The organism is Nocardia sp. NPDC004722, assembly GCF_053601505.1.
In genome coordinates, this window is the sequence record NZ_JBSGBY010000196.1 from 1 (window position 1) to 13,040 (window position 13,040).

At 68.8% G+C, this 13,040-nt stretch carries 11 protein-coding genes and 1 pseudogene; 6 read left to right on the forward strand and 6 right to left on the reverse strand.

The window, feature by feature from the left end:
* The coding region (locus tag ACWELQ_RS20235) for an LCP family protein (RefSeq protein WP_452398587.1) at window positions 1-1,531 on the forward strand (1,531 nt) is incomplete at its 5' end.
* Window positions 1,532-1,560: 29 nt separating this feature from the next.
* Window positions 1,561-2,337, forward strand: coding sequence for an isocitrate lyase/PEP mutase family protein (locus ACWELQ_RS20240; protein ID WP_452398588.1), 777 nt, complete (start codon window positions 1,561-1,563; stop codon window positions 2,335-2,337).
* Here ACWELQ_RS20240 and ACWELQ_RS20245 read toward each other — a convergent pair whose 3' ends face one another.
* Window positions 2,338-3,240, reverse strand: coding sequence for an RNA polymerase sigma-70 factor (locus ACWELQ_RS20245; RefSeq protein WP_452398589.1), 903 nt, complete (start codon window positions 3,238-3,240; stop codon window positions 2,338-2,340).
* Window positions 3,241-3,360: 120 nt separating this feature from the next.
* On the opposite strand from ACWELQ_RS20245, the gene ACWELQ_RS20250 reads away from it, so the two are divergent.
* The 4 genes from ACWELQ_RS20250 (at window position 3,361) to ACWELQ_RS20265 (ending at window position 7,894) form a co-directional block, all read left to right on the forward strand.
* A complete protein-coding gene (locus tag ACWELQ_RS20250; protein WP_452398590.1) occupies window positions 3,361-3,849 on the forward strand; it encodes a nitroreductase/quinone reductase family protein in 489 nt (162 codons plus the stop codon).
* Window positions 3,850-3,996: 147 nt separating this feature from the next.
* Window positions 3,997-5,547 carry an FAD-dependent monooxygenase gene (locus tag ACWELQ_RS20255; RefSeq protein ID WP_452398591.1) on the forward strand — a complete coding sequence of 517 codons (1,551 nt, stop codon included), beginning with the start codon at window positions 3,997-3,999 and terminating at the stop codon, window positions 5,545-5,547.
* 203 nt (window positions 5,548-5,750) lie between these two features.
* Window positions 5,751-6,629, forward strand: a complete 879-nt coding sequence (locus ACWELQ_RS20260) for an alpha/beta fold hydrolase (protein WP_452398592.1) — start codon at window positions 5,751-5,753, stop codon at window positions 6,627-6,629.
* Window positions 6,630-6,775: 146 nt separating this feature from the next.
* Window positions 6,776-7,894 carry a GlxA family transcriptional regulator gene (locus ACWELQ_RS20265; protein ID WP_452398593.1) on the forward strand — a complete coding sequence of 373 codons (1,119 nt, stop codon included), beginning with the start codon at window positions 6,776-6,778 and terminating at the stop codon, window positions 7,892-7,894.
* Here the strand turns inward: ACWELQ_RS20265 and ACWELQ_RS20270 are convergent.
* The 5 genes and pseudogenes from ACWELQ_RS20270 to ACWELQ_RS20290 all read right to left on the reverse strand — a co-directional run.
* Complete coding sequence (locus ACWELQ_RS20270) at window positions 7,870-8,571, reverse strand: MmyB family transcriptional regulator (RefSeq protein WP_452398594.1); 702 nt, start codon at window positions 8,569-8,571, stop codon at window positions 7,870-7,872. The two genes, ACWELQ_RS20265 and ACWELQ_RS20270, sit on opposite strands and share 25 nt — an antisense overlap.
* 342 nt (window positions 8,572-8,913) lie before the next feature.
* Entirely contained in the window at window positions 8,914-10,371 is a 1,458-nt protein-coding gene (locus ACWELQ_RS20275; protein ID WP_452398595.1) for a GntP family permease, read from the reverse strand.
* Between the two features lie 44 nt (window positions 10,372-10,415).
* Complete coding sequence (locus ACWELQ_RS20280) at window positions 10,416-11,036, reverse strand: bifunctional 4-hydroxy-2-oxoglutarate aldolase/2-dehydro-3-deoxy-phosphogluconate aldolase (protein ID WP_452398596.1); 621 nt, start codon at window positions 11,034-11,036, stop codon at window positions 10,416-10,418.
* A 35-nt stretch (window positions 11,037-11,071) separates the two neighbouring features.
* Window positions 11,072-12,712 carry an N-acyl-D-amino-acid deacylase family protein gene (locus ACWELQ_RS20285; protein ID WP_452398597.1) on the reverse strand — a complete coding sequence of 547 codons (1,641 nt, stop codon included), beginning with the start codon at window positions 12,710-12,712 and terminating at the stop codon, window positions 11,072-11,074.
* A gap of 11 nt (window positions 12,713-12,723) precedes the next feature.
* Window positions 12,724-13,040: pseudogene (locus ACWELQ_RS20290) on the reverse strand (hypothetical protein); the annotation flags it as partial.

A 13,040-nucleotide genomic window follows, 5' to 3' on the forward strand; every position in this document is an offset into this window, starting at 1 on the left:
CGAGCGCACCCCCGCGCAGCGCGAGCGGGACAAGCGGCTACGCCTGGCCGGGCGCGGCCTCACCGCGCTCGTCGCCACCGCCGTGATGGGCGTCACCGGCCTGGTCTGGTACGGCCGCATGGATTTCGACGCGGGCTTCGTGCGTTCGGGCGCGATCGCGCCCGAGGACGTCAATCTCGACGGCGACATCAATATGCTGCTGATCGGTCTGGACACCCGAAAAGACCTGAACGGCAACGACCTACCCAAGGAGATCCTCGACCAGCTGCACGCCGGCGACGGCTCCGAGGGCGGCTACAACGCCAATTCGCTGATCCTGGTGCACATTCCGAAGGATCTCAAGCACATAATCGCCTTCTCGATCCCGCGTGACGACTACGTGCCGGTGCAGGGCATCCCCGGCTACGACCACGCCAAGATCAAGGAGTCCTACGGCCTCAAGAAGTACTACGTCGAGGAGAAGCTCAAGGCCAAGGGCATGGCCGACGGCCCGGAACTGGAGCGCCAGGGCCGGGAAGCGGGCCGTGCCAGCATCGTTCAGACTGTGAAAGCCCTCACAGGCGTGCCGATCAACCGGTTCGCGGAGATCTCCCTCGCGGGCTTCTACGATCTGGCGACCGCGCTCGGCGGCGTCGACGTGTGCCTCAACCATGCCGTGGACGACAGCTACTACTCCGGCGCGCAGTTCCCCGCCGGGCCGCAGCATCTGGACGGCTCCGACGCGCTGGCGTTCGTGCGGCAGCGGCACGGGCTCGAGAACGGCGACCTCGACCGCACCCACCGGCAGCAGGCGTTCCTCACCTCGGTCGCCAACTCCATGAAGAGTTCGGGCACGCTGGCCAATCCGGGTCGCCTCAAGTCGCTGATGGACGCGGCGCACAAGGACGTGGTGCTCTCGGACGGCTGGAACCTGACCGACTTCGCCACCACGCTGGGCCGCGCGGAATCGCCGTCGGTGGAGTTCCGCACGCTGCCGGTGCTGCGCTACGACAACGTCGACGGCCAGGACGTGAACGTCATCGATCCGGTGGCCATCAAGAAGACGGTCCGCGACGCGTTCGGGGTCTCCACCCCGGCCGCGCCCGCTGCCCCGGCCACCACGCCGACCTCGACGCTGGACGTGGCCAATGCCAGCGGCACCCCGGGTCAGGCCGCCAAGGTGTCGAAGTTGCTGACCGCCAAGGGATTCCCGGCCGGCGACGTCAGCAACGCCACCTACGCGGACGGCACCACCTCGACCATCTACTACGGCACCGGCGCGGACACCGACGCCAAGTCGCTCTCGGAGATGTTCGGCGGCATTCCGGTCAGCCCGTCGTCGCAGCTGTCGTCGGGGCACGTGAAGCTGGTCGTGGGCAGCGATCTCGATATCACCAGCCTCGATCCGACCACGGCCACCACCACTCCGACCACGACCCCGGGCGGGTCGTCGACGAGTGCGGCGACCTCGGACGCGGCCGCCTCGGACGCACCCGATCCCGGCAAGCCGGTCACCACCACCATCGGGTCGAAGATCCCCTGCGTGAACTGACCTTCCGGGCCCGGTAGCACAATGGCGAGATGACGAAGACCGAGCTCTTCCGCCGTCTCCACCACGGTGACAAGCCGCTGGTCCTGCCCAACGCCTGGGATTTCGGGTCGGCGGCCATGCTGGCCGAGGCCGGATTCCCGGCGCTGGGCACCACCAGCCTCGGGGTGGCCGCCGCGGCGGGGCTGCCCGACGGGACGGCCGCGACACGCGACGAAACCCTGTCGCTGGCACGGCGACTCGGGCGGCTGCCGGTCCCGGTGACGGTGGACGTGGAGGGTGGATTCAGCGACGATCCGGGCGAGGTGGCGGAGTTCTGCGCCGAACTGGCCGCCGCCGGGATCGCGGGAATCAACCTGGAGGACAGCCGATCCAATACGGCCCTGGCCTCGGCCGAGGCGCACGGCGCGCTGATCGCGGCCGTGAAGGCGCGGGTCCCGGAGGTGTTCGTCAACGCCCGCACCGATACCCACTGGCTGGACGTCGACACCGATTCCACTCTCGATCGCGTGCTGCACTACGAGAAGTGCGGTGCGGACGGCATTTTCGTGCCCGGAGTCACCGATCCCGACGGGATTCGCGCTCTCACAACGGCATTGACCGCGCCGTTGAACGTGCTGTTCTCCCCCGCCGGTCCGGCCGTCGCGGAGCTGGCAGAGCTCGGGGTGCGGCGGGTCAGCACCGGGTCACTGCTGTATCGCGCGGCGTTGGCGGCCGCGGTGCACACCGCCGAATCGGTCGCCCACGGACATGGGTTGACCGGCGAGATCCCCAGTTACGCAACGATTCAGCGGCTGCTGGAAGCGTAGTCAGCGCTCCAGTGTCCGGGTCAGCTCGGCCGAGTGCAGCTTGTCGGGATTGCGAACCGCGTACATCGAGGTGATCTTGTCTCCGGCCACCTCGATCAGCAGGACGGTGTCGAGCCCGTCCGGGCCGAACAGCAGCAGCGCGGGCAGCGCGTTGTAGGTGCCGAACTCGATGCGCATGTCCGCCACGCCCATTCGCGCCAGCCCGAACAGATATGCGGCGACCTTCCGCGCGCCGAGCATCGGCCGCCGGGCCGCGGTGACCTTGCCGCCGCCATCGGAGATCTGCACGATATCGGGGGCCAGGACATCCATCAGGGCCTGCTCGTCGCCGTTCCGCACGGCCTGCAGGAAGGTGCCGATCACCGCGCGGCTGGTCTCGGAGTCCGGCTCGAAGCGTTTGCGGCGCTCGCGCACGTGCGCGCGGGCGCGGTGCGCGATCTGCCGGACCGTCGCATCGGATTTGCCGACCATCGCGGCGATCTCGACCAGGCTGTGGCCGAACACCTCCGACAGCACGAACACCGCGCGCTCGGTCGGGCCGAGGGTCTCCAGCACCAGCAGCATCGCCATGGACACCGATTCCGCCAGCAGCACATCGCGACTCGCATCGGAGTCGGTGCGGATGGGTTCGGGCAGCCAGCTGCCGACATACTCCTCGCGGCGACGCCGCACCGTGCGCAGATGATTGAGCGCCTGACGGGTGACGATCTGGGTGAGATAGGCGCGGGTGTGACGCACCTGCGAGTGATCGGTCTCGCGCCAGCGAAGATAGCTGTCCTGCAACACATCCTCAGCGTCGGCGGCACTGCCGAGCAGCTCGTAGGCGATGGTGAACAGCAAGGGCCGCAGCTCGTCGAAAGCGTCCACCTCGTCCACCGGACCGGTCCGCGCACCTACGGTCATATCCGAAGCCTAACCACGAACCGGATCGGCGGACACCGACGAGGACAAGCCCTCCCGTTCACTGACTGGACACCATGTACAGTCAGCTTCGTCACGGCCGCCCACCCGAGGGGAATTCCCATGTCCACCACCGATTCCACCCGGCTCACCCTCGCGGGCCGCTTCAACCACTACTCCAGCACATATATGGCCCCGGTGACCCGCTTCTACGGCCGCCTGCACCGCCGCCTCTACGAACGCTTCGGCGGCACCCGCTTCACCACCCTCTTCGGCGACCCGGTCCTCGAATTGACCGTGCCCGGCCGCAAATCCGGCGTCCCCCGCCCGGTCATGCTGATGCAGGTCTGGTCCGGCGACGACCTGCTGGTCTGCGGCTCCAACGGCGGCAATCCCGGCACCCCGAACTGGTGGAAGAACCTCGCCGCCGTCGACACCGCCACGGTCCGCGTCGGCCGCGACACGTTCCCGGTCACGGTGCGCATCGTCACCGACGACGCCGAATACGAAACCCATTGGCGCACCCTGACCGCCGCGTACGCACATTTCGACACCTACCGGGCCCTGAGCCCGCGGCGTTTCCCGATCGCCGTGCTGTCCCGGACCGCCTGACAACCCTCGACGCATCGACAAAAAGGGGAAAGGATCTCGAATCCTTTCCCTCTTCAACGTATATCGCACCCCGGGGCTTGCGGCAAGACCCCGGTGATACCGCAGTATTGCTCGCCGAAGCCGGAAACTGCGAAACGGAGTGTGCGAGTGCCTGAATTCGATACCGACGTGATCATTGTCGGTGCGGGGCCGACGGGACTGATGCTGGCGGCCGAACTGCGGCTGGCCGGGGTGCGACCGGTGGTCCTGGAACGATCGCCGCAGTTGCGGACCGTGCCGAAGGCCAACGGTCTCAGCGGTCAGATCATCCAGATGCTGCGCTATCGGGGTCTGGCGCACAGGCTCGAGGCGATCGGCCAGGCCGCCACCGCGCTGGTGGCGATTCCGTTCGGCGGCATGCAGGTGGACTTCAGCCCGCTGGCGGACTCGCCGCTGGAGGCGATGCACATCCCGCAACCGAAACTCGAACGGCTGCTGGATGATTGGGCACACGAGCTGGGTGCGGAGGTGCGGCGCGGGCACGAGGTGCGCGGGGTCGAGCAGAGCGACGCCGCGGCGACCGTCGCGGTGGGCGGTCCGGACGGTGAATACCGGCTCACCGCACGCTATGTGGTGGCCTGCGACGGCGCGCGCAGCGGTACCCGGGCACTGGCCGGAATCGACTTCCCGGGCATCACCTATCCGGAGGTCAACCGGCTGGGCCAGGTCAGCCTGCCCGAGACGGTGACCGTGCGGGACAACGGCGGCATCGAGGTCGCCGGACAGGTCATCGACCCGGGGTTCACCCGCACCGACCAGGGCGTGTTCGCGATGGGCGGGGTCTCCCCCACCCGCACGGTGATGATCCAGACCACCGAGGACGCGATCGACGAAACCGACGACAACGAACCGATGACCCTGTCCGAGTTGCAGGACAGCATCCGCCGCATCCTCGGCGTCGAGTTGACCCTGACCGATCCGATTCGCCTGTCGCGCTACCAGTTCCAGGCCCGACAGGCCGAACGCTACCGTGCCGGAAGGGTTCTCGTGGCCGGTGACGCCGCGCACGGGTTCCCGATGACCGGCGTCGGCCTGAACGCCGGCATGTCGGACGCGGTGAACCTGGCCTGGAAACTGGCCGCCGACATCCGCGGTCACGCACCGGCGGGCCTGCTGGACACCTATCACGACGAACGCCACTACGCGGGCACCCGCATCATGATGCAGACCCAGGCCCAGGTGGCGCTGCGCCGCGGCGACGACCCGGCCGCCCAGGCCCTGCGCGAATTGTTCCAGGAACTGCTCACCGATGAGCCCGCCCTGCACCGCCTCGCCGCCCTCATCGCCGCCACCGAACTGCGCTACCCCCTCGCCAACCCGAACGGGCACCCCCTCACCGGAACCCTCGTCCCCGACCTGCCGCTGAAAACCGAGCGCGGCGACCTCACCATCGCCCACCTGACACGCACGGCCCGCCCGGTCCTGCTGCTCCTGGCCGACCGCCCGGATCTCCGCACGATCGCCGAGCCCTGGTCCGACCGCGTCGAGATCCACACCGCCACCACCGACGCTCCCCCGGCGGACGCCCTGCTGATCCGCCCCGACGCCCACATCGCCTGGGCCGCAACGCTCGCCGAAGCCCCCGACACCGCCGCACCCGCGCTGCGCGACGCGCTCACCACCTGGTTCGGCACCCCGACCGCATTGACCGCGTCCTGACAAGCCTCGAACCACCGCCACGCCACTCGGCCTCCATCCCCCGTCATCCCGGCGCGCTTTTGGCCGGGATCCACAGCGGCTGACTCGATCGGCCATACCGCTGATCATCCCGGCCCGCGCTCTCGGCTCGGGCCGGATTCCGGCGTTCACTATCCGCATGCCGCAGCGGCGGCCGGAACGAAATCGCTGGGAAGGAAAGGCAAATGACCGAGTACGTGACGTTGGAGCACGGGCGGATCGCGTGTGATGTGGTCGGGTCGGGCCCGCTGGTGGTGCTGGCACACGGCATGGGGACCTGGCGGGCGGACTTCCGGCATCTGGTGGAGCCACTGGCGGCGGCCGGGTATCGGGTGGTCAATGTGGACATGCGCGGGCACGGCGAATCCAGCGTGGATTGGCCGTCGGTGACCGGGAAGTCCGCCATCAGCCGTACCGATGTGGCGCTCGATCTGCTCGGGGTGATCCGGCATTTCGGGGGTCCGGCGGTGATCGTCGGGCATTCGCTGGCGGGCGGCTCGGCCACCATCGCGGCGGCCGAGGCGCCGGAGTTGGTGTCGGCGATCGTCGAGATCGACCCGTTCACGCTGAAGCAGAGCATCGACTTCGGCGCGCTGTGGTCGGACCCGCGCCACCGCCGCGGCATGGCCGAACTCGTGGGCACCCAACTGTTCCGCTCGCCGCGACTGTGGTTCGGCTACCTCGGCGGCGTGGCCTATCCGACCGTGCCCGCCGATCAGCAGGAGTACCTGACCGGATTGCGGGCCCAGCTGCAACAGCCGGGCCGCTGGGACGAATTCATGAAGACCGGCAAGACCACCCCCGCCGACGCACATGCGCGACTGGCCGAAGTCCGTTGCCCCGCACTGGTGATCATGGGCTCGGAGGATCCCGACTTCCCGGAACCGGAGCGGGAAGGCCGGGCAATCGTGGCGGCCCTGCAACCCGGATTGGGCACGCTGACCATGGTCGAGCGGGGCGGCCACTACCCGCACGCGCAGTTCCCGGAGCGGATGGCCGCGCTGCTGATCCCCTTCCTGGACCGGCACGCCGCGCACCGCACCACACGATCGGTCACCAACTGACCGCGTGGCCTGGCCAGGCACCGCCCGCGCGGATCGACCAGTCATCGGCAGCGCGGATCGGTCAGTCATCGGCAGCGCGGATCGGTCAGTCATCGGCAGCGCGGATCGGTAGGCCATCAGCAGTACGGAATGATCAGGCACTGACCGTGGCGGACAACACCTTCGGCTGCGATGATGGCGAGGTGCCCGCGCCACGCACCATCGTCTTCGTCGCCTTCCAGGGCATGCAGATGTCCGAACTGGCCGGGCCACTGGACGTGTTCGCCGTTCTCAACGGCATCGCCGCGACGCCACCGGAATTGTTGCCGCCGGTGGTGCCGCGCGGCGGCCCGGCCGCCGGAGCCGACAGCCTGACCCTGTGGAACACCGTCACCGACACCCCGCCGTATCGACTGGTGACGGCCACGGTCGGCGGTCACCCCGTCACCGCCGACGGCGGCCTCACCATCGGGGTCGAGCATTCGCTGGCCGAGATCGCCGCGGGCGACGACTTCGACACCCTGATCGTCGTCGGCGGCATGGTCGACGGCCCCGGGGCCGCCGCGGTGGTGCCCGAACTCCCCGCCCTGGCCCGCAAGGCGCGCCGCATCTCCTCGGTGTGCGCGGGCGCGCTGTTGCTGGCCGCGGCCGGACTGCTCGACGGCTACCGGGCCACCACCCATTGGGCCTCGACCGACCTGATGGCGCAACACTTCCCGCGAGTGAGCGTCGAACCCGACCGCATCTATGTCCGCGACCGCGACCGCTGGACCTCCGCGGGCATGTCCGCGGGCGTCGATCTGGCGCTTGCCATGGTGGAGGACGATCACGGCCGCGAGATCGCCGCCCTGGTCGCCCGGCTACTGGTGGTGTTCGCGCGCCGCCCCGGCGGACAGGCCCAGTTCAGCGCCCAGCTACGCACCCAACCCGCCCGCACCCCCGCCATCCGCGCCGTACAACAGTGGCTCGCCGACCATCTCGGCGAGGACCTCACGATCGCCGCCCTCGCCACCCGCGCAGGCATGAGCGAACGCCACTTCGCCCGCGCCTTCCGCCTCGAAACCGGCAGCACACCGGCAACTTTCATCGAAGACCTACGCGTCGAAGCCGCCCGCCGCCTCCTGGAATCCACCGACCTCACCATCAGCGCCATAGCCCGCCAGATCGGCTACCGCCACGCCGAAACCCTCCACCGCGTCTTCACCCGCCGCATGGCCACCACCCCCGAACGCTACCGCCAACACTTCGCCACCGACACAGCTCAATTGACGGGCACCAGCGAGTAGATCCACCAAGGCCGTTGCGGCATTTCGAATTTGAAGACCTGAATGTGGTAGTTCACCAGCTCACCGGTCTCGGGCTCGTGGACCCGCGTCGGCCGCCGCTCCAGATCGGTCGCGATCGGCGGCACCTCCGTGGACCAGAATTGCTCCCATTCCGGTGCGGCACTACAGCGTTCGATGATGGCCGCGATGCGTTCGGGGGAATGGATGGCCGGGGCCATGTAGCGGAACCCGTAGACCATGAAGTGGGCGTCACGCTCCCAATCGGCCATCACCTCGCGGGCGCGCGGGTCCAACATCATCCATTCGATGATGACGTCGCCGACCTCGAGCCCGGGAAAGGCGCGCAAGTACGCGTCATTGGCGGCGACCAGGTCGACCGCGGGCATGGTCTGGTAGCACGCCGGGTGCGGCAGGCCGCGCTGGAATTCCAGCTCGTAGGGCTGCGGCGGCGTGATCTCGCCGCCGAAGCTCGCCAGTTCGGGTTGCAGCAGGGTGGCCGCGTGCTCCCGGAAAACCGTCGGCACGTCCAGTGCCTGGAACAGCGCACCGAGCGCGACGGCGGTCGGCTGCCTCGTACCCTGCTCGATCTTCTGGATCAGACCCTCGGAGATACCGGCCTTGCGCGAAAGCTCGACCCGGGTCAGGCCGGCCGACTCACGTCGCTCTCGCAAATACACCGCAATCTCAGAGCGAGCAGCAGTCACCAGTACCTCCAGAAACAGAAGAAAATCGATCGTTCCATGGGCTAACTTACCGCAACACAACTGGGACAAATTGGGACAGGGCCGTGCCTTGACCTGCGGCGCGCTCCGTCGGGACACTTTGCAGGCCGTGCGATGGGCGTGTACGGCGACACCGGGTGTCCGCGAGGGGACGGCACGAACGCGGACCACAGGCAGTCGCCGGTGTGTTCGGCGACGCGTGCCGCGAGGTATCCGACGTCGCGGCGGTGGACCCGAGGGTCCACCGGCCGCGGCGCGAATCGTCGGCCGATATCAGGCCCGGTGTGCGCGGGTGCCTCAGGCGAGGATCGCGAACAGTAGTCCTGCCACGGCGAAACTGACTACCGAGAGCACGGTTTCGAGGACCGTCCAGGTTTGCAGGGTTTGTTTGACTGTCAGGTTGAAGAACTTCGAGATGATCCAGAAGCCGCCGTCGTTGACGTGGCTGAGGATGATCGAGCCGGCGGCGATGGCCATGGCGATCAGGGCCAGGGCCACTTGGGAGTAGCCCTGCTCGTGGACGAGGGGGGCGACGATGCCGCCGGTGGTGACGATGGCGACCGTGGCCGAGCCCTGGGCGATGCGCAGGCCGCAGCTGATCACGTAGGCCAGCACGATCACCGGGAGTCCGGCCGCGGCCATGGTGTGGGCCAGGGCGGTGCCGATTCCGGTGGCGGAGATCACCTTTCCGAAGAACGCGCCCGCGCCGACGACCAGCAGCAGCATGCCGACCGGGCGCAGCGATTCGGCGGTCACGGTGCTGAGTTCCTGCACCGAGGAGCCGCGGCGGATGCCGAGCACGTAGAAGGCGATGAGCACTGTGATCAGCAGGGCCACGGCGGGCGTGCCCAGGAAGGTCAAGACCTGCAACGGTTTCGAGCCCGCGGTGAGCAGCTGGCTGCCGAAGGTCGCGCCCAGGATCAGCAGCAGCGGCACCGCGATGATCGCGCCGATCAGGCCGACCGAGGGCGGGCGCTTGACCAGGGTCGCGGTGGCGGTACCACCGGCGCCGCCGGCCGTGTCGGAATCGTCGTCGCCGGACCCGTTGTCCTGCTTGCGGATCAGGAATTCGGCGGGCACCTCGACCTGCACCCACTTGCCGATCCAGCTGCCCCACACGATGCCCGCCGCGACGAATCCCGGTATGCCGCAGACGAATCCCATCACGATGAGCCAGCCCAGGCTGACACCGAGCAGCCCGCCCAACGACACCGGACCGGGATGCGGCGGCAGGAACGCGTGCGTCATCGACAGGCCCGCCAGCATCGGCAGCGCGTACAGCACCAGCGAGCGTCCGCCCTGCTTGGCCGCCACGTACACCAGCGGCGCGAGCACGAAGATGCCGATATCGAAGAACACCGGGATGCCGAAGATGAGCCCGAGCAGGCCCATGGCGACGGGAGCGCCCTTCTCGCCGAACAGATCCAGCAGTTTGCGGGTCAGCACGTCCGCGCCGCCGGATCGTTCCAGGATCGCGCCCAGCACGGTGCCCAGGCCGATGATCACGGCGATATGCCCCAGGATCGACCCGAATCCGGTCTCCAGCAGCGAATCACCGGATTTCAGCGCGGTGCCGACGATCTGCGACACCGGCAGCCCGGCGGCCAGCGCCAGCACGAGCCCGGTGAGCAGCAGGGCGATGAACGGTTCCAGCTTGAATCGGATGATGGCGATCAGCAGTACGGCGATCGCCGCACCACAGAGCAGCAGCAGTCCCGGCGTGCTGGTCCGCAGCCAGTCCACGGTGGCGCCCATGGGATACCTCTCAGTTCACTTCTTTGTGCGATGTAGAGCTTGAATCAGGGGAGCGCGCGAACGAATGCGGCAGCGCGCGAGGCGATCTCGGACCATTCACCCGCGGCGACCGCGGCCGGCGGGACGACATCGGTGCCTGCGGTGACCGCGACCGCCCCGTGCGCGAGGAAGTCGGCGGCATTACCGGCGTTGACCCCGCCGGAAGGGATGAGACGAACATCCGGGAACGGTCCGCGCAGATCCTTCAGATAGCCGGGCCCCAGCGCCTTGGCAGGGAAGATCTTGACCGCGGCGGCCCCCAACTCCAGGGCCCGCATCACCTCCGACGGGGTGAAAGCGCCCATGACGACCGGGATCTCACGCCGGACGGCGACTTCCGCGACCTGCTCGCTGATGCCCGGCGTCACCAGGAACTGCGCCCCGGCGTCGATGGCGGATTCCGCCTGCTCGGCAGTCAGTACCGTGCCCGCGCCGATCACTCCGACCCCGGACTTGGCGATCGCGCGGATGTACTCCAGCACCCCCGGCGTGGTGAAAGTCAGTTCCACCGCCCGGATTCCGGCCCCGGCGAGCGCATCGGCCAACGCCACCGCATCCGGTATCTCCGGCGCCCGCACTACAGTCAACGCGCGATCGGCCAGAATGGCCTCCACCGCGGAATTCATCGATTCTCCTTTCGCCCGGCCCGCAGGCGCGTCGATTACGCGCGCGAGCCGATGGGTGTGCTGGTGGTCGCTCCCGCAGCCGCGTCCATGCGCAGCGCGCGTCCCGCGCGGATGCCGGTGGGTTTGCCTGCGTCCAAGGCGAATTCGCCGTTGACGAGGACGTAGGGGATGCCGTGGGCCTGCTGTTTGGGCTCGTCGAAGGTGGCGGTGTCGATCACGGTGGCCGGGTCGAACAGGACCAGGTCGGCGGCGTAGCCGGGGCGGATGAGGCCGCGGTCGGGGAGGCGGAGGCGGGCGGCGGGGCGGCCGGTGCAGTGGTGGACGCAGTCCTCGAGGTCCAGCACACCGAGTTCGCGGGTGTAGTGGCCGAGGTAGCGGGGGAAGGTGCCCCAGGCGCGGGGGTGCGGGCGGGCGGGGGCGAGCAGGGCGTCGGTGCCACCCATGTGCCGGGAGTGGCGCATGATGGCGCGCACGTTCTCCTCGTGGCCGACATGCTGAAGGATGCTGGTGGCCAGCTGATCCCGGGTCAGCAGGTCGAAGAACACCTCGACCGGGGGCCGGGTCTCGGCGGCCGCGATCTCGGCGACCGTGCGGCCCACATACTGTTCGAGCTCCGGGTTGGCGACGCCGCTGATCTGGATGGTCTCCCATTCCACGGTCACGCCGTGACAGCCGTCGGAGCCGTTGACATTCACATCGGCCGCGATGCGCGCACGCTCCGCCGGATCGGCGAGCCTGCCGAGGGCCGCGTCCGGGCCACCGGACATGGCCCAGCTGGGCAGCAGCGCCGACAGCGTGGTGGAGCCGGGCAGATACGGGTAGGTGTCGAGGCTGATATCGCAGCCGTCGGCCAGCGCGGCATCGATCATCGCCAGCAATTCCGGTGCGCGGCCGCGGTTCTCGCCGAAGTTCATGGTGGCGTGCGTGAGGTGCAGGGCGACGCCGGTGCGCCGCGCCAGCTCGATCATCTCGGCGTACGCGTCCAGTGCGCCCGCCCCGTACGAGCGGGTGTGCGGGGCGTAGAAGCCGCCGAACTCGGCGACCACCTCGCACAGCGCCGCGAGTTCCGAAGTGTCGGCGTACATTCCGGGCGTGTAGGTGAGCCCGCTGGACATGCCCACCGCGCCCTCGGTCAGGGCCTGACGCAGGATCAGCCGCATGTGCTGGATCTCCGCCGGGGTGGCCGCGCGCTTCTCGCTGCCGACGACCATCAGCCGCAGCGTGCCCTGCGGCACCAGATAGGCGGCATTGGGGGTGATCCCGGACGCGTCGAGGCGGTCCAGGTAGTCGGCGACCGTGCGCCAGTCGAAGTCGAGATCGGCGGGATTGCCGTTCCACCCGGCGATCTGGCGGCGCACGACGGCCAGCGTGGCCTCGTCGATCGGCGCGTAGGACAACCCGTCCTGCCCGAGCACCTCGGTGGTGATGCCCTGGCTGAGCTTCGGGAAATGCCCGGGCTCGGTGAGCAGATGCAGGTCGGAATGCGCGTGCATATCGATGAATCCCGGTGTGAGCACCAGGTTCCCGCCCTCGTCGAGGATCCGGTCCGCCCCGGTCAGGGTGCCCGGCGCGGCGATCTCGGCAATGCGCCCGCCGTCGACGAGCACATCGGCGCGGAACCGCGCTGCCCCCGTGCCGTCGATCACGTCGATATCGCGAATCAGTAAGTCGGCCATGATGTTCCCGCTCAGAAGAAGGTGAGCAGGAAGTCGACGACCCGCGGCCGTCCGGCCTCCGCGTCATCGATCACCGGGATGAGCCGCCACTTGTCGAAAGCGGTGCACGGATGCGAAAGCCCCAGCCGCACCACACTTCCCACCGGCACATCGCCGTCCGCCCCGCCCGGCAGCCGCAGGAACGTGTGCTGATCATTCAGCGCCGAGACATTCGCCCCCGCCGGCAACGAGGTGCTTGCCCCACCCGGCGGAACATCTCCGCCGGTGACAAGGTGCCCGGGTGGGGTGCGACGTCCTCGGGCAGGTTCGACATCGCCCAGGACTCCTC